Here is a 17,112-nt window from a genome sequence, read left to right as displayed (position 1 = left end):
CCATTAAATCTTGAAAGGTTTTACTATGAAAATGTGGCAATGTATCGTTTGTGGCTTTATTTATGATGAAGCCTTAGGCTTGCCCGAAGATGGGCTTCCCCCTGGTACTGTTTGGGCTGATGTACCCGATAGCTGGGCATGCCCCGATTGTGGCGTGGCAAAATCCGATTTTGAAATGGTCCAAATTGGTTAAGCTTGAGGCACCGATAGTCATCATTGGAAGTGGTTTAGCGGGTTACACCGTCATTCGGGAAATTCGCAAATTAAATCAAGAAATACCCGTCACCCTAATTACCCGTGAGCCGGCTTACTTTTATTCGAAGCCGATGCTCTCGACTGCTATTGCCGGGAGAAAAGAGCCCATGCAATTAATTACTGGCTCACGCGAGGACATGGCAGCGCAATTAGGCATCACTATTTTGGCGCAAACTGAAGTCACCGCAATCGACATCAAAAACCAAATTATTACCAGTGCTCAGGGCAATATTAGCTACACAAAATTAGTTTTAGCTTTAGGTGCCGATCAAATTCGTTTGCCCTTGCAGGGTGATGCTGCAGATCAAGTTATCTCAGTGAATGACTTAGAAGAATACCGCTCTTTCCGTGAGCGCATTACCAATAAAAAACGCATTGCAATTTTAGGCGCGGGTTTAATTGGTACTGAATTTGCTAATGATTTAATTGCTGGAGGATACACCGTAGATGTAATTGATTTAGCTAACCAACCGCTGGGGCGCCTGCTACCGCCCAGTGCTGCTGCCGAGCTAAAAAGAGAGCTAGCCAATGCTGGCGTAAGCTGGCATTTTGAAACAACGATTGAAACCATTACCCATCATCAAGATGCCCTGCTGATTCAACTAAAAAATGGGGTTCAACTAGTGAGTGATGTAGTGCTATCGGCGGTTGGTTTGCGGCCCCGTACGACTTTGGCAAAGTTAGCTGGCCTCAACACTAACCAGGGCATTCAGGTTAATCGTCGGCTCGAAACCTCTGCACCTCAAGTTTATGCGCTGGGTGATTGCGCCGAAGTTGATGGTTTAGTTCTGCCGTATGTCATGCCTCTCATGCAAGCTGCACGGGCCTTAGCCCCAAACTTACTCGGCGAAGAGGTAACCGTGCTATACCCCGCAATGCCAGTGATGGTAAAAACACCGGCTATGCCAATCGTGGTCTCTCCACCTGCTAAAGATGCGGTGGGTATGTGGGAATCAACTGCTCAAGAAGGTGGTATGAAGGCGTGCTTTAAAAGTGCCACTGGTAAGCTACTGGGCTTTGCCTTAGTTGGTACAGCAACTACCGAGCGTGCCGCCTTAGCTAAATTACTCCCACCCGTTTTAATTTAGTGAGCCAAGCAATAAAAAAACCCACCGACAGATTGCTGCGGTGGGTTTTTTAGCAATTAAATCTTTAAAGACTTAAAACTTAGGAAATGATGGCGATAAACCAACCTTGGTTATGTGACTGCGCACTCATCAAAAATAACATTGGAATTGATAGTACGGTATTAATACGTGAAGTTAACATCGCAACGCGTGCCGATTTTGCCTTGACATCAGGTTCAACGGTCACAATGCCCAGTGCCCGTTTTTGATTGGGCCAAATGATGAACCAAACATTAAAGGCCATAATTAAGGCAATCCACATACCTAAACCAATTGCACGGAAAGCAGGTTGCAAGGTAAATGCTTGATGAGCGTAACCACTAATCAACGCGACTAATAAGCCTGTTACCACCGTTGCTAAAGCAGCCCAGCGAAACCAAAATAAAGCGACTGGAGCAATGACTTTGCTAATTGCGGGCTTTTGCTCATCCGGAATTTTAGGCATCGACGGAATTTGGACAAAATTAAAGTACCACAGCAAGCCAATCCACATGACCCCTGAAGTGACATGCAACCATCGAAAAGTAAACAAGGTCCAGCTATTACCAGCAAAGCCGCCTAATGCAAAAATGATAATCAGCAAAAGGATGAAGCCGGCTAATACCGTACGCCCTAATGAAGTCAGAATTGAAGCCATCTAAAATTCTCCTGTTTATAAACAATCGGTTTGATTCGCAGTAACTATAAACGATTCAGAGAATATCTTCCGCGGCACGAAAACTACAGAAATCCGCTATTCTTAATTAAAATAGATACTTAGACCTTTCTAACCTTCATTGTTCCTCTTGAAAATGACTCCTAAACGCCTTTTTATCCAGGAAGTTGTGACGCGTGATGGCTTTCAAGCTGAGTCTCAGTTTGTGCCAACGGCTGAAAAAATCCAGCTTATTAATCGCCTCAGTAATGCCGGTTACGCGAAAATTGAAGTGACCTCATTTACTAGCCCCAAAGCGATTCCGATGTTGGCAGATGCCGAACAAGTGATGCAAGGCATCAAACGTAATCCAGGAATTGAGTACACCGCCCTCATTCCAAATTTAAAAGGCGCCCAAAGAGCTGGGGCCGTTCATGTTGATGAGTTTAATTTAGTAATGTCCGCAAGCGAAGCGCATAACCAAGCCAATTTGCGCATGAGCCGTAGCGATTCGGCTGCAGCCCTACATGCGGTCATTGCATTTGCTAATCAAGCAGGTATTGCGAGTAACGTTTCTTTATCCACTAGCTTTGGTTGCCCTATTGCTGGCGCAATCAGCCTTAAAGACCTGATGCATTGGGTAGATTACTTCGCGAACTTAGGGGTACGCGGCCTAACGATATGCGATACCACTGGGATGGCGAATCCGGCGCAAGTCAAAGCCGTTTGCTACGCGGTCCAAGATAAATATCCGCATATCCAGTGGACCTTACACTTTCACAATACCCGCGGCATGGGGCTGGCTAATGCCTTGGCAGCAGTAGAGGCCGGCATTGTGCGCTTTGATTCCTCCCTCGGTGGCTTGGGCGGTTGTCCTTACGCACCAGGTGCAACTGGCAATATTTGCACCGAAGAATTAGTGCATATGTTTGATTTAATGGGCTACGATACCAATATGAATTTAGATCTTCTGTTGGAATGCTCGAATGATTTGCAAACCTTGATTGGACGAAAACTGCCTAGCCAGTTACTGATGGCAGGGAAAGTGGATCGACTTCATTCGGCGCCTCAGCAACCGTAGTTTTATTGCGCTACCCATCCGCCATCCATATTCCAAGCGGCACCCCTCACTTCAGAAGCATCTGGTCCACAGAGAAAGATAGCTAGCGCACCCAGCTGCTCTGGCTTGACAAACTCTCCTGAAGGCTGCTTCTCCGAAACCAAGGCAATTTTGGCGGCTTCATTTGAAATATGTTCACGTTCAGCGCGCGCATCAACCTGCTTTTGTACCAAGGGTGTGAGCACCCAGCCCGGGCAAATTGCATTACAAGTAATGCCAGTGCGCGCATTTTCTAAGGCAGTTACTTTTGTTAGGCCAATGATTCCATGCTTAGCAGCAACATAAGCTGACTTTTCTGCTGAGCCTACTAAGCCGTGGACTGAAGCAATATTAATAATCCGACCCCAGTTGCGTTTTTTCATTGCCGGTAAAGCATAGTGGCTCGCATAAAACGCTGAACTAAGGTTGATCGCAATCACCGCTTCCCACTTTTCCACCGGAAAATCTTCAATTTTATCGACATGCTGGATGCCAGCATTATTGACTAAGATATCAAGCGCACCAAAACGTTTCTCAACTGTCAGAATCAAGTCTTCGATTTCTTTAGGCTTACTCATATCAGCACCGTGATAATCTACATCTACTCCATGAGCCTTAACCTCGGCAAGCGCAGCTTCTTTTTCACCAAAACCATTCATCATGACGTGAACGCCTTGCTGTGCCAAGGCTTTCGCAATAGCTAATCCAATGCCACTAGTTGAGCCAGTTACTAAAGCAATTTTTCCGCTTAAAAAAGACATCATTATTCTCGCAATTAAATATAAAGATAAGCAATGGTACAGGACTTAAAAAACTTATATTTTTCCTAATGCATGCAGAATTTTTTCCGAGGTAATGGGCTGCTCAAATACCTTAACTTTAAATGGCATTAAGGCATCATTAATGGCATTCATCACTGCCGCGGGCGCGCCAGCAGTGCCCGCTTCACCCGCACCTTTAGCGCCTAATTGAGAAGAGGCAGTCGGGGTTTGGACATGTGCCACTTCAATATCGGGCATTTCATTGGCCATCGGGACTAAATAATCAGCCATATTGCCATTACGCAACAAGCCACTGTCATCATAAAGACACTCCTCATAGAGTGCGCCGCCAATTCCTTGCACAATAGCCCCGCGCACTTGCTCATCAACTAACATTGGATTTAATACTCGACCACAATCTTCAACTGCCCAATGCTTTAGTAAAGTAACAAATCCAGTATCGAGATCTACTTCAACGTAAGAAGCTTGTACACCATTCGTAAAAATAAAGGGATAATCACGTTGCGCATAATGACGAGTCACCATGAGGTCCACTTTAAAATCATTTGGTAAGGTATCGGTTCGGAAGTAACCAATACGCCCTATTTCTGAAAACGGCAGCACTGCTTGGCCAGTGGCTTTATCAATTATTTGACTACGCCGCACCAGCAATTCGGCGGTATCGCGCTGCAAAATAGCACCGGCTAATCGTAAAATATTTTCTTGCAAAGCCTGAGCTGCTAACAATACTGCTTCACCACCAATACCCGCACCGCGAGATGCCCAAGTGCCACCCCCATAGGGTGTGACGGCAGTGTCACCAGTAATAATCCGCACATCTGCAATCGATACTCCAACAGCATCAGCAGCAATTTGCGCATATATACCTTCGGTACCTTGACCCTGTTCACCAACACCCACCATGATGCTCACCACCCCTGATGGATCGAGTCTAGCCGTAGCGCCATCTTGCGAAGCAATGCGAGCGCCGCCAACCCCATAAAATGCGGCGCTGGGATTGGTTAATTCAATTAAGGCAGCAAAACCGATGCCGCGATAAATTCCTTTTTTTCGGAGCGCAGCCTGCTCTTGGCGCAATTCGGTGTAATGCATCATTTTTTCAATGGTGCGCAAACATTGTTCATGCGAGAGAATTTCGAATTTAATTCCCGAGGCTCCCGAGCATGGATACGCGTCATCCGGAATCACATTGCGTTGCCGAAAAACTAAAGGATCCATTTGTAATTTTTCTGCGGCCAAGTCAACTAAACCTTCTGTGACAGCACAAGCGATGGGATGACCCACACCACGGTATTGACACGTGGGAGTTTTGTTTTGAAACACCACCTTCAGTTGGGCGCGATAATGCTGGTGCTTATAAGGGCCGCCAACTAAGTTAACCACTTGATTGCCTTCAATTGCACTGGTGCGCGGGAACATTGAATAGGGGCCAATCGCCGTGAGATCATCAATCTCGAAAGCCAAAATATCGCCCTGCTGATTGACTGCGATGCGGCCTTTCACCTGATGTTCACGAGCATGAATATCGCTGGTAAATGACTCTAAACGGTCGGCCACAAATTTAATCGGGCGTCCTAATAAAATAGCCAAACCAACTGTTGCAAAATCATCGGGATAGGCGTGCACTTTAATCCCAAATGAACCGCCAACATCTTTACAAATGACATGTACATCCGATTCAGCTAAACCAAATTGCCGGCAATAGAGATCTTGCATCATGTGTGGGGCTTGCTGCGAATGGTAGACCGTTAAGCGACCATCGCCGGGGTTGTAATCCGCAATTTGACAACGGGGCTCAAGCGTAACCCCTGTATGACGTCCAAACCCAAAGGTAGCTTCAGCCACAATTTCTGCAGTAGCAAACTGCGCATCGACCTGTCCCACATCTAGTGTGCGACTAAAACACAGGTTATCGCCTAACTCAGGATGAATCAAGGGTGTTTCAGGATCTAAAGCAGTCAGCATCGAGACCACAGCGGGTAACTCCTCCCACTCCACCTCAATCAGTTGTAAAGCATCTTCGGCTTGCGCACGAGACTCTGCGACCACTGCTACTACGGGCTCGCCTTGCCAGCATGCGCGCTCAATCGCTAAAGCATGTTGTGGGGCCGACTTCATCCCTGCTAAATGACTTAAAGTGGCTACCCAAGGTTTGCAAATGGTCGCCATTTGTACGCCATCAACGACGGCTAAAACACCAGGCAGATTGCGTGCTGCGGCAGAATGGATTTGAATAATGCGCATATGTGCTACTGGTGAACGCCAATACACCACATGACCCATGCGCGGAAACTGTAGATCATCAACATAGGTGCCTTGGCCTTCTAATAAGCGTTTGGCACTATGGCGTGGTTCACTCTCGCCAATGTAGCGTTGGTCGGCAGTAACAGGATCGAGTACTAATCCCGCCAGATCATTCGGTTTGTTCACGCTGCGCCTCCAGTACATCCATAATGGCATCCACAATCGAATGGTAGCCAGTACAACGACAGTAATTACCAGAAATCCATTCGCGCACTTCGGCGCGGGTTGCTTGTGGTTGCTGTTCAATCAATTCCGCTGCCGCCAGCAACATGCCAGACGAGCAAAACCCGCATTGCATGGCATTGCGCCGCATAAAAGCGTCTTGTAACTCAGTTAATGCGCCTTGTGCAGTTAAGCCCTCTACGGTATCCACCACTTTGCCATTGGCTTGCACTGCTAAATACAAGCAACCACGCACAATTTGGCCGTTGACCCGAACCGTACATGCGCCACAGGCACCTTGCTCGCAACCCAAATGGGGGCCCTTTAAGCCTAAATCTTCCCTTAAGAAATCAACCAAATGACGGCGTGGTTCAATTTCAGCCTGGACCCTATTTCCATTCACTATCATTTCAATCGGAATTTTTGGATTCATTCTTCTTTTCCTTAATTAGCTCAAGTGCAAGCTGCGCATCTTTACTCAGCTAACATTTTTTTTAAAGCCCGCTCAAGTAGCACACCGACTAAATGACTTTTGGCTGCGGCGCTATTGGTAATATCTTCCATGGTTTCAATCTCCGCACGCGCTGCTGCAACTGCTGCTGCAATTAATTCGGCGTTCACCGCTTGGCCATTAACTAGGTTTTGCGCTTGCACCGCAGCTACCGGCGTTGTCGCTACGGAGAAAAAAACAAAATGGCAGTCGCTAAAAACTTGGCCTGTTTTTTTTGCTACCGCAGCTAAGCCTGCCACAGCATAATCGCCATGCCGTCGCGCTAATTCTTGAAAAGAGAAAACCTGTTTCGCATTTGCCAGCGGAATTTCAGTGCCCATTAAGATTTCATCAGGCGCCAAGGCGGTGGTATATAAATCGACAAAAAAATCGCTTGCTAGAATGCGGCGCTCGCCCTGCAGGCCTCGCACTACCATGGTTGCATTCACGGCAATACTGCAAGCAGGCCACTCGGCTGCTGGATCACCATACACTAATGAGCCGCCCCAAGTACCTAAATTACGAATAGCCCGATGGGCAATATGCGGAGCTGCTGCGCATAAAATCGGCGCATATTTTTTTACTAGGGCGGCGTTTTCAATTTCAGTATGCGTAACTAAAGCGCCAACCCACAAATGCTCGCCAATTATTTCAATGCCTTTTAGTTCAGTCAGTTCTGTAATGTCAATCAATAACTGGGGCTCTGATAAGCGCATATTCAAGGTAGCCAATAATGTTTGGCCACCAGCCATTAAACGGGCATCATCACCATGCTCGCTCATTAAGGCCAATACCTCGGGAACAGATTGCGCCTTAATATAATCAAACGCTGCTGCTTTCACGCTACGCCCCCATCGGTAATTTCATTAGCAAGGGGATTTAATTCTTTAGCAAAAGCTTGAAAAAAATCATCTGCAATTTTTTTTGCTGAAGCACTAATTAAGCGCCCGCCAATTTGCCCTAACTTACCGCCAATTGAGGCCTCGGTAGTAAAGCTCACTAAGGTACCTCCTTCAGCATTACTTAATTCAACGCGCGAGCGTCCTTTGGCAAAGCCAGCGGCTCCACCCGAGCCTTCAAAAGCCAGTGCACACGATTTTTCTTCAACTACTTCAGAAAGCAACAGCTTGCCAGCGAACCGAGCACGCACGGGGCCAATCTTAAACATCACCTTAGCGTGAACTTCTTCAGGCGAAATTCGCTCAATGGATTCACAACCCGGAATTGCCTTTCCCAGCACTGCAATGTCATTTAAGCCCCGCCAAACAACGGGCACAGAAGCAGCAATAAACTGCTCGCCATTGAGTTCCATTCAATCTCCTCGGGTTTATACGAATAGAGTCTTATCAACCAAGTGGTCAACAATGAACCATTATTGAACCTTTGGTCAATAAGACTAAATGAGGATAAACCCTTAAAGGCATGGAATTCATCACTAGCGGAGTTTTAGATAAGCCACCTGCCCTGCGGCGACGGATGAGCACGGTTGATCGTCATAAACAAATTATTGATGGGGCAATCCAATTTTTTGCTCGCTATGGGATGGATGGGCAATTACGTAACCTTACAGATGAACTGGGTATTACCCACACCCTTCTATATCATTACTTTCCCACCAAAGATGCACTGATTAAAAAAGTCTATCAAGAGGTTTTTGAGCGGCGTTGGAAAACCGAGTGGGAAGATCTACTAGATGATAAAACACAACTACCCGAGGCCAAGTTAAATGCCTTCTATCTCGATTACACCGCTAGTGTGCTCACTTACGACTTTGTGCGCATTCTCATTTATTCGGGCTTAAGCGACCACGCCATTAGTGATCGCTTTTTTGAATCCTTACGCTCGCGCTTAATTCCTCGCCTTATTCGTGAAACACGAAAATATTGCCACCGTAATACCCGCGCTAAACCAAGTAACCGTGAACTCGAGTTGCTAATGGGCTTGCACGGCGGTATTTTTTACATTGGTATTCGGCGGTGGATCTATGGCCAGGCGATTTACAGCCCCACGTCGCCACAGACCGATGAGGCAATTATTAAGGATCGAATTTATTCCTATCTTTTGTCTGCCCAAAATCTATTTACATCTTCAGCGAGGTCATGATGGCGCAATTAATTTTGAATCATTTCTCTATTCGTAGTTTAGAAATTGAAAAAACGGTGGCTTTTTATTCCCAAGTTTTAGATTTAAAAAAAGGCCCGCGCCCTGATTTTCCTTTTCCCGGTGTGTGGCTATATAGCGGTGCAGATAATGATTACAACAATGCAGTTCTGCACCTTATCGCGATCGATAAAAATGATCCAGAGGGCTTAAAAAAATATTTAGGTGAGCGTGACTTTACCTCTTTACAAGGCTCAGGGGCCATTGATCATATTGCTTTTTTAGCTGCTGGCTTAGGCGCTATGCTGAAAAAATTAAAAACCCTGGCAGTACCCTATCGCGAACGAACTGTGCCTGTCTTAAAGTTGCACCAAATTTTTCTTGATGACCCTAATGGTATTGTCATTGAACTGAATTATCCAGCTGCTGAAAAAGCCGCTTTAGATGCGCAAGGCTAACCCGTCAATGGCAAAAATAATCGTCGCAGGCGGCTCTCTAGGCGGTCTGTTTGTCGCCAATATGCTACTTCGCCAAGGTCATGATGTAGTTATTTTAGAAAAGGCCTTAGGCTCGCTAGATGGACGTGGCGCGGGGATTGTTACCCATGATGCGCTGGCAGAAGCACTCATCATTGCAGGCGTGCCAGTGAATGAATCACTCGGCGTTCAGGTTAATAAAAGGGTGACTTTAGCCGAAGATGGGCACTGTCTCGACGAGATGCTCTTACCGCAAGTCTTAACTTCGTGGAGTAGGCTTTACCATCTACTGAAAAATCAATTTCCACCTGAGCGATATTTACAAGGCAAAACAATAATTTGCCTGAGTCAAACCGCTAGTGCTGTAAAAATTACTTGTGAAGATAAAAGTGAATACCAGGCTGAACTCTTAATTGCTTCTGATGGAATTCGCTCGGGAGTGCGGGCCCAACTTGCACCCATGGTGCAGCCCGAATATGCTGGTTACATTGCTTGGCGCGGGGTTTGCGATGAAAGCGTGTTATCAAATTACACCCGTACAAGTCTTTTCAATTACTTCGGATTTTGCTTACCGAGTGGCGAGCAAATGCTCGGTTATCCAGTAGCAGGATCAGGTAACGACACGCGTGCTGGTAAGCGCCGTTATAACTTTGTCTGGTATCGACCCGCTGACTCGACTAGTGAGCTTACTGAATTACTCACCGATACTGATGGCATAACCTATCCCTTGGGCATTCCTCCGGCTAAAGTTGCCTGGCGCCACATAGCGCATATGCGGGAAACCGCGCGGGCGATTTTGGCACCACAATTTGCCGAAGTAACCGAAAAAACCCCGCAACCTTTTTTGCAAGCTATTTATGACGTCTATTCGCAGCAAATTGCTTTTAATCGCGTTGCCTTGATGGGTGATGCGGCCTTTGTTGGTCGCCCACATGTCGGTATGGGGGTTACCAAAGCCGGGGATGAAGCGCGCGTCATCACCAGCTGTATTGCCAGCTTTGGGGCTACCCCGCAAGCCTTGCTGGCCTATGAAAATTCCCGCCTTACACTGGGCCAACAAGTAGTAAAGCGGGCGCAGTACCTTGGGCGGTATATGCAGTCTCAAGGCAAGCAAGGAAATTCAGCAGAACTATCGGCTACTGCCGTAAAACGCAATGCTATTACAGTGATGTCTGAAACCGCAGTTGATATTAGTCAATTATTAGCAGCAGGTAAGGCTGTACCACAAGAATTCCAGCATTCAGTTAAGATTTAAAAAAATAGTTATTCATTTCAATATAAAACGTTTTTATGAAGGAGACACCATGAGCCGCAAACCAAGCACAAATCCCCAGCGTCGCAAACTGCTAATCGGTGGCGCAGCTGTTGCCTCGACACCATTTTGGTTCAATATTGCCAAAGCACAGGCAGCACCAATTAAGATTGGTTTTCCAACCCCCTTAACCGGACCCTTTTCTGCAGAAGCGCAAGATCAAGCTCGAGCTGCCGAGTTAGCGATTAAAGAATTTAATGAGGCTGGCGGCTTTAATGGTCGCAAAGCGGAATTATTGGTTCGCGATGACAAATTAAATCCTGGTGAAGCTGCTACTCGCACTCTTGAGTTAATTGAAAAAGATAAAGTCGATTATGTGGTGGGCTCCTTATCTGCCGCTACTCAGCTCTCAATTAATGCAGTTTGTAAAGAGCGTAAAGTCATTTTTAACTCGATTAGTCAGTCTGATGCAATTAATGAAGTAAAAGATTGGAGCATCTATACCTTTCATGAAGCATTAAATCCCACCATGACTGCAGGCGCTGTAGCCCGCTATGCGATTCCCCGCTTTGGTAAAAAAATTGTTTTTCTCACTGCTGACTATGCCTATGGTCACGAAATGGTGCGTGCTTTTGAACGGGCGGGTAAAAAGATGGGGGCAACTACCTTGGCTGATATTCGTCACCCCCTTGGCGCAGCAGATTACTCCGCTTTCTTACCACGGATTAAAGCCTTAAATCCTGATATTTTGGTGTTATGTAACTTTGGTCGTGATCTAGTTAACTCCGCTAAGCAATGCACCGACTTTGGTCTAAAGAACAGTATGAAAATTGTTACCCCAGTGCTGCTCTACACGGCGCGGCAAGCAGGAGGCCCAGAGGCCTTTGAAGGCATCATGGGCGGCACTTCTTATTACTGGGGTCTGGAAGATCGCATTCCCAGTGCCAAGATATTTAACGATCGTTTTCGTAAAGCCTATGGTGGAGCAGTTCCTTCCGACTATGGCGCTCTAGGATATTCAGGAATTCGTAGTATCTTACAAGCCATTAAAAATGCGAAGTCTACCGATACCGCAAAAGTGATTACAGCGCTTGAACAATTAAAATATGATTGGTACAAAGGACCAGAGTATTACCGCAAGTGCGATCATCAGGCAGTACAGTCGGTCATTCTAATCGACTCAAAATCAAAAAATATGAAAGATAAGTACGACGTCTTTAATATTTTGCAGATTGATCCAGTCTCGGAAGAAAATATGCGTAGCTGTGCTGAGCTAGGATTTAAAGCCTAAGTACAAAACTGCAGCCAATGAAAGGCCGATACCCTCAAAGCTTGAATTGGGTATCGGTTTTTTAATGTCAAACGTCATGACTGGATTAACCCTCGACCTACTCTGCATGCAATTGTTGACGGGGATTGCCTTGGGTAGTATTTATGCTTTGCTTGCGCTTGGTCTGTGCTTAATTTTTGGCATGCTAACCGTCGTGAATTTTGCTCACGGTGCTTTTTTTATGGTCGGTGCATTTTTAGGGGTTTATTTTTTGGGCCTTACAGGCAGCTTTTGGTTTAGTTTGCTGGTAGTCCCACTTATTACTGGTGTAATGGGCTTAATCACCGAGCGCTTTTTGGTGCGCCCCATGTATGGTCGTGGCATTGATTACCCTCTGCTACTCACCTTTGGTCTCTCGTATGTCTTAATTGAATTGACTCGGATTATTTTTGGTATTGAGGGTATGCCGTCAATTACCCCCGAGGGCCTTAGCGGCTCAGTAAATGTGGGCTTTGGTTACTTTCCCAAATACCGACTTTTTTTAATCTTGGCTACCGCAGTCATTATTTTATGCATCTGGTTATTTATTCAAAAAACCCGCTATGGCTTAATTATTAAAGCAGGTTCACGTGATCAAGAAATCCTTAAGGTATTGGGTGTTGATATTGCCACGGTTTGGTTGTTAGTATTTGCAGTTGGTACGGCTATTGCAGGCCTCTCGGGGATCTTAGCCTCACCCACTCGTTCGGTTAATCCTGAAATGGGTATTCCTATTTTGGCCGAGTCTTTTGTGGTGACAGTTGTAGGTGGTATGGGTTCACCCGTTGGCGCCGTGGTTGCCGGCTTACTAGTGGGCATTGTGTACAGTATGACTTCACTATTTGCGCCCGATTTGGCCGAACTTTCCATTTTTGTCTTGATGGCAGTAGTGTTAATTATTCGCCCACAAGGTCTGTTCGGTAAAGCCGGATTAATGGGTTAAATCAAATTCACCATGCCATCAACCCAAACTAATCTCGCGAAAATAACTCAAGCTATTGCTCGTCATCGCGTAATTTCAGTCGCTATTGCCTTATTGATTCTACCCTTCGTTATGCCCTATGAAGCACTGGCAATCAATATTTTGGTATTTGGTTTATTTGCTATGGGCTTTAATTTATTGTTTGGCTATATGGGCCTACTGTCTTTTGGCCATGGTGCATTTTTAGGTATGGGCGGTTACCTTGCGGGTATTAGCATGGTTCATTTCTCATTACCATGGGGTTTGGCAATTGTTATTGGAGTGCTTGGGGCTGCGCTTGGTGGCTTGGTGATGGGCTTTTTAGCGATCCGCACGCGCGGCATTTATTTTTCAATGGTCACGCTTGCCTTGGGTCAAATTATTTATTATATTTTTTATAAGGCTGAAAGCCTGACGGGCGGCGAAAATGGTTTACGGGGTGTAAAAGTAGATTCATTTTCTTTCTTCGGTTTCACTGTAGATCTGCTTAATCCAATCACTAAATACTATTTTATTTTTATTTTTGCACTGGCGGCTATTTGGTTTGTATCGCGTATTTTAAATTCACCACTAGGCGCAGTCATGGAGGCGATTCGCGAAAATGAAAAACGGGCTGCTGCTTGCGGCTTTAATGTTGCGCGTACCAAGCTACTAGTCTTTATTTTATCTGCGGGAATTTGTGGTTTAGCCGGGTCATTGCGAGCCTTGCATCTGTCGATTGTACCAATCGACTCCTTACATTATTTGCAATCGGGCCAAGCGGTGATGATGAGTATTTTAGGGGGGATGGGTACCTTCTTTGGGCCCTTTATTGGCGCAGCAGTCATGCTCTACCTTGAGGACGTTATCACTAATTTCACCACGCATTGGATGTTAGTTGTCGGTCTTATCTTTATGTTTTTTGTACTCTTTTTTCCGCAAGGAATTTGGGGCAGCATTTTGCATAAATTACCGCTTTCAAAAAATTCAAAATGAGTCTCTCGCCAACTCCCCCTATTCTTGAGGCGCGCAACCTCACCATGTACTTTGGTAAGTTTCGGGCACTTAATGATGTTTCAGCGAGTTTTGCAGCGGGCTCATTAACGGCGATTATTGGCCCTAATGGCGCTGGTAAAAGTACTTTTTTTAATCTTCTCAGCGGCGCATTTCCTCCGTCTAGCGGCGAGATCATCTTTAATGGCGTTAATCTCACTGGGCAACCGCAATATGAGTTTCCGCGCCAAGGAATTTCGAAAAGCTTTCAAATTACTAATGTTTTTAAAAAACTTAGCGTGCACGAAAATGTGCGGGTTGCCGCCCAAATGGAGGTGTCTCGTTTTAATTTCTTGAAAAATGCACAGAGCTATCCCGACCCCATCATCATCGCGAATGAATTACTGCAACGCGTGAATTTAGAAAAATTACGCGATCGGAAAGCTGGTGATTTAGCCCATGGCCAACAACGTGCCCTGGAAATAGCCATGGCCCTAGCCTGTAACCCCAGCTTATTATTATTAGATGAGCCTACTGCAGGCATGTCACCTGAAGAAACACTAGTAATGATGGATTTAATTCGTACCCTCGCTACTGAGCGTACCGTCATTTTAGTTGAGCACAAAATGAAGTTAATTATGGGTCTTTGCCAACGTATTATTGTTTTACACCATGGTGAATTTTTGGCTGAAGGCAGTCCTGATGAAATTCAGAGTAATGCTGAAGTTCGACGTGTTTATTTAGGTCAGGGTTGATGATGTTAAAAGTTGAAAAGCTCAACGCCTGGTATGACCAAAGCCACGTCATTCAGGGCCTGAATTTAGAAATTCATCGCGGCGAAATTGTGACCCTTATGGGACGCAATGGCGCTGGAAAAACGACTACTCTGCGTACCTTAATGGGTTTAGTTGAAAAGCGCAGTGGCACTGCCCTATTTGATGGAAAATCGTTTCTCGAGCAACCCGCCCACCTGCGTTACCACCTTGGCTTAGCTTACGTTCCTGAAGATCGACGTATTGTGCCGGGCTTAACAGTAAAAGAAAATCTTGAGTTAGGTGTTATTGCCAAAAAATCGCGCGGTGATTTGCATGCCTTAGTTGATGAAATAGCAGAAACCTTCCCACGTTTAAAGGAGCGCCTGCATCAAGATGGTAGCTCACTCTCTGGGGGTGAACAACAAATGCTCGCTATCGCCCGAGCCATGATTGGTAAGCCAAAAATGATTTTGCTTGATGAGCCGTCTGAAGGCATCATGCCAGTTTTAGTCGATGAAATGTTTGAATTATTTGCTCGCATGCGCAGTCAAGGTATCACTATTTTATTGGTTGAGCAAAATGTACAACAAGCCCTGTCTATTTCTGATCGAGCCTATATTATTGATCAAGGCGAAATTGTATTTGAAGATACTGCGCAACGTTTACTTGATAATGATGACATTCAGCAAAAATATTGCGCTGTTTAGGTGGCTCTAAGCTTAATGCAAAACTGGTAAATGCAACCATTCGGCCAATTGATGCCAATACTGCATTGGGATTTCAGTTAATAACCAAGTCATCATTATAAAACGTAATAGTTTTCCAATTGCCATATAAATTAGGCAAGGTAGCCAAGCTAAGCGCATCCAGCCTGCAACCACACAGAGGGGGTCGCCAATGATGGGTACCCACGCCAATAATAATAATTTTGGCCCACTGCGTTCAAACCACTTGCCAATGCGGTAATGGGTTGGGCCCTTTAATGATTCATAAGCATTGCGGGCAATTAAACCCATCCACCAGTCGAACATACCACCTAAGGTATTGCCCAATGTCGCGACCCCAATCGCAGCCCAATACATATCGGGTCGCAAACTAATGTATCCAAATAAAATGGGCTCAGAGCCCAGCGGAATCAGAGTTGCCGAAGCAAAGGCGGTAATAAATAAAGTGCTTAAGCCCACGCTAGGTAACTGCGCCCATTGCAATAATTGCTGCAGTATTTCTGCCATTAAGCAATGACCCCAGCTGCACGTAAGGAGATAATTTGTGCCGCAGTTAAACCTGCTGCTAATAACACCGCATCGGTGTGCTCGCCAAGGGTTGGTGCACGTTGACGAATTGCACCAGGGTTATGAGATAGCTTCGGGAAGATGGCTGGCATCGCTACCGACAAACCGTCGGCAGACTTTACTGTAGCAATTGCCCCACGGGCAGCATAATGCGGGTCGGTAGCAATATCCTGCGCGGTATAAATCCGCCCTGCGGGCACTGCGGCATGTAATAAGCGCTCTAACAAGTCCTCTAACTGAAATTGGCAGGTCCACTCGCCAATCGCGGTATCAATCTCAACTGCTCTTTTAGCGCGCCCATCGTTGCGAGCCAAGGCTGGGTCTTCAGCCAAATCAGCGCGGCCAATTAAATTCATTAAACGCTTAAAAATCGAATCACCATTGCCTGCTATCAAAATATATTGGCCATCGGCGCAAGGATAGGCGTTCGAGGGCGCAATGCCAGGTAGGGCACCCCCTGCCGGTTGCCGAATAGTGCCAAATACCGAATATTCAGGTAACAAACTTTCAGTTAAGTTGAAAACCGCTTCGTACAGGGCAACATCAATCATTTGCCCTTCACCACCACGCGCATCGCGCTCATACAGGGCCAATAAAACACCTAATGCTCCATGCAGGCCTGCAATCGTATCGCCCAAAGAAATGCCAGCGCGTACAGGTACACCCTCAGGCTCACCAGTGATATAACGCAGTCCAGCCATGGCCTCGCCAATTGCTGCAAAGCCAGGTTCATCGCGCCGAGGTCCATCTTGACCAAAGCCAGAAATGCGCAACATAATTAAGCGCGGATTAAGGCGATGTAAATCGTCCCAACCTAAGCCCCATTTTTCCAGGGTACCGGGGCGAAAATTTTCAACTAAGATATCAGCCTCTACAGCTAAACTGCGGGCAATTGCTTGCCCTTCAGGAACGCGTAAATCAAGACAGACCGATTCTTTATTGCGCGACTGCGCTTGCCACCAAACAGAAGTTCCTTCATGCAACATGCGCCATTTACGCAAAGGATCGCCCTCGCCGGGAGCCTCAACTTTGATGATCTCAGCGCCAAAATCAGCTAAAGTTTTGGCAGCAAAAGGGCCAGCAATTAATTGCCCTAACTCCAACACCTTAATCCCTGCAAGAATTTGCCGCATTGCCTACCC

Annotated in this window: 19 protein-coding genes; 11 read left to right on the top strand and 8 right to left on the bottom strand. The window is 46.1% G+C overall.

Annotated elements, in window-relative coordinates:
• Positions 1-25 precede the first annotated feature (25 nt).
• Together LZT22_RS04720 and LZT22_RS04715 are read left to right on the top strand one after the other, a co-directional pair.
• Positions 26-193, top strand: coding sequence for a rubredoxin (locus LZT22_RS04720; RefSeq protein ID WP_233923916.1), 168 nt, complete (start codon positions 26-28; stop codon positions 191-193).
• On the top strand, positions 171-1,343 hold the full coding sequence (locus LZT22_RS04715; protein WP_233923915.1) for an NAD(P)/FAD-dependent oxidoreductase: 1,173 nt from the start codon (positions 171-173) through the stop codon (positions 1,341-1,343). Before LZT22_RS04720 ends, LZT22_RS04715 begins: the two co-directional genes overlap by 23 nt.
• A gap of 79 nt (positions 1,344-1,422) precedes the next feature.
• Here LZT22_RS04715 and LZT22_RS04710 read toward each other — a convergent pair whose 3' ends face one another.
• On the bottom strand, positions 1,423-2,019 hold the full coding sequence (locus tag LZT22_RS04710; protein WP_233923914.1) for a urate hydroxylase PuuD: 597 nt from the start codon (positions 2,017-2,019) through the stop codon (positions 1,423-1,425).
• Positions 2,020-2,173: 154 nt separating this feature from the next.
• Here LZT22_RS04710 and LZT22_RS04705 point away from each other — a divergent pair, with 154 nt between their 5' ends.
• Positions 2,174-3,097, top strand: coding sequence for a hydroxymethylglutaryl-CoA lyase (locus LZT22_RS04705; RefSeq protein ID WP_233924083.1), 924 nt, complete (start codon positions 2,174-2,176; stop codon positions 3,095-3,097).
• Between the two features lie 2 nt (positions 3,098-3,099).
• Here LZT22_RS04705 and LZT22_RS04700 read toward each other — a convergent pair whose 3' ends face one another.
• The 5 genes from LZT22_RS04700 to LZT22_RS04680 are packed head-to-tail and all read right to left on the bottom strand — an operon-like array spanning position 3,100 to position 8,165.
• Complete coding sequence (locus LZT22_RS04700; RefSeq protein ID WP_233923913.1) at positions 3,100-3,876, bottom strand: 3-hydroxybutyrate dehydrogenase; 777 nt, start codon at positions 3,874-3,876, stop codon at positions 3,100-3,102.
• 54 nt (positions 3,877-3,930) lie between these two features.
• Positions 3,931-6,327: a xanthine dehydrogenase family protein molybdopterin-binding subunit gene (locus LZT22_RS04695; RefSeq protein WP_233923912.1), complete on the bottom strand. Its 2,397-nt coding sequence runs from the start codon at positions 6,325-6,327 to the stop codon at positions 3,931-3,933.
• Positions 6,311-6,796, bottom strand: coding sequence for a (2Fe-2S)-binding protein (locus LZT22_RS04690; protein WP_233923911.1), 486 nt, complete (start codon positions 6,794-6,796; stop codon positions 6,311-6,313). The genes LZT22_RS04695 and LZT22_RS04690 overlap by 17 nt, the downstream gene beginning before the upstream one ends.
• A gap of 41 nt (positions 6,797-6,837) precedes the next feature.
• Positions 6,838-7,695: an FAD binding domain-containing protein gene (locus LZT22_RS12760; protein ID WP_233923910.1), complete on the bottom strand. Its 858-nt coding sequence runs from the start codon at positions 7,693-7,695 to the stop codon at positions 6,838-6,840.
• On the bottom strand, positions 7,692-8,165 hold the full coding sequence (locus tag LZT22_RS04680; protein ID WP_233923909.1) for a CoxG family protein: 474 nt from the start codon (positions 8,163-8,165) through the stop codon (positions 7,692-7,694). The genes LZT22_RS12760 and LZT22_RS04680 overlap by 4 nt, the downstream gene beginning before the upstream one ends.
• A gap of 110 nt (positions 8,166-8,275) precedes the next feature.
• On the opposite strand from LZT22_RS04680, the gene LZT22_RS04675 reads away from it, so the two are divergent.
• The 8 genes from LZT22_RS04675 to LZT22_RS04640 all read left to right on the top strand — a co-directional run bounded on the left by LZT22_RS04675 (position 8,276) and on the right by LZT22_RS04640 (position 15,385).
• Positions 8,276-8,956, top strand: coding sequence for a TetR/AcrR family transcriptional regulator (locus tag LZT22_RS04675; RefSeq protein WP_233923908.1), 681 nt, complete (start codon positions 8,276-8,278; stop codon positions 8,954-8,956).
• Positions 8,956-9,411: a VOC family protein gene (locus LZT22_RS04670; protein ID WP_233923907.1), complete on the top strand. Its 456-nt coding sequence runs from the start codon at positions 8,956-8,958 to the stop codon at positions 9,409-9,411. Before LZT22_RS04675 ends, LZT22_RS04670 begins: the two co-directional genes overlap by 1 nt.
• Positions 9,412-9,418: 7 nt before the next feature.
• The gene (locus LZT22_RS04665) at positions 9,419-10,684 is read left to right on the top strand and encodes an FAD-dependent oxidoreductase (protein WP_233923906.1); all 1,266 of its coding nucleotides are present in this window, start codon (positions 9,419-9,421) and stop codon (positions 10,682-10,684) included.
• Positions 10,685-10,733: 49 nt separating this feature from the next.
• A complete protein-coding gene (locus LZT22_RS04660; protein WP_233923905.1) occupies positions 10,734-11,972 on the top strand; it encodes an ABC transporter substrate-binding protein in 1,239 nt (412 codons plus the stop codon).
• A 64-nt stretch (positions 11,973-12,036) separates the two neighbouring features.
• On the top strand, positions 12,037-12,933 hold the full coding sequence (locus LZT22_RS04655; RefSeq protein ID WP_233923904.1) for a branched-chain amino acid ABC transporter permease: 897 nt from the start codon (positions 12,037-12,039) through the stop codon (positions 12,931-12,933).
• A gap of 12 nt (positions 12,934-12,945) precedes the next feature.
• Positions 12,946-13,926, top strand: coding sequence for a branched-chain amino acid ABC transporter permease (locus LZT22_RS04650; RefSeq protein ID WP_233923903.1), 981 nt, complete (start codon positions 12,946-12,948; stop codon positions 13,924-13,926).
• Entirely contained in the window at positions 13,923-14,678 is a 756-nt protein-coding gene (locus LZT22_RS04645; protein ID WP_233923902.1) for an ABC transporter ATP-binding protein, read from the top strand. The genes LZT22_RS04650 and LZT22_RS04645 overlap by 4 nt, the downstream gene beginning before the upstream one ends.
• Positions 14,679-14,680: 2 nt before the next feature.
• Entirely contained in the window at positions 14,681-15,385 is a 705-nt protein-coding gene (locus LZT22_RS04640; RefSeq protein ID WP_233923901.1) for an ABC transporter ATP-binding protein, read from the top strand.
• 12 nt (positions 15,386-15,397) lie between these two features.
• On the opposite strand, the gene LZT22_RS04635 is transcribed toward LZT22_RS04640, so the two are convergent.
• Both LZT22_RS04635 and LZT22_RS04630 read right to left on the bottom strand, forming a co-directional pair.
• Positions 15,398-15,910 (bottom strand): YqaA family protein, encoded by a 513-nt coding sequence (locus LZT22_RS04635; RefSeq protein ID WP_233923900.1) that lies wholly within the window; start codon positions 15,908-15,910, stop codon positions 15,398-15,400.
• Positions 15,910-17,103, bottom strand: a complete 1,194-nt coding sequence (locus LZT22_RS04630) for a CaiB/BaiF CoA-transferase family protein (RefSeq protein WP_233923899.1) — start codon at positions 17,101-17,103, stop codon at positions 15,910-15,912. Before LZT22_RS04630 ends, LZT22_RS04635 begins: the two co-directional genes overlap by 1 nt.
• Positions 17,104-17,112: the final 9 nt, after the last annotated feature.

The sequence above is a fragment of the Polynucleobacter sp. IMCC 29146 genome (genome assembly GCF_021395195.1).
In the GTDB taxonomy this organism is placed as follows: Bacteria; Pseudomonadota; Gammaproteobacteria; order Burkholderiales; family Burkholderiaceae; genus Polynucleobacter.
The sequence above is the reverse complement of the archived record's forward strand: the minus strand, read 5'-3'. Positions and strand labels throughout refer to the sequence as shown.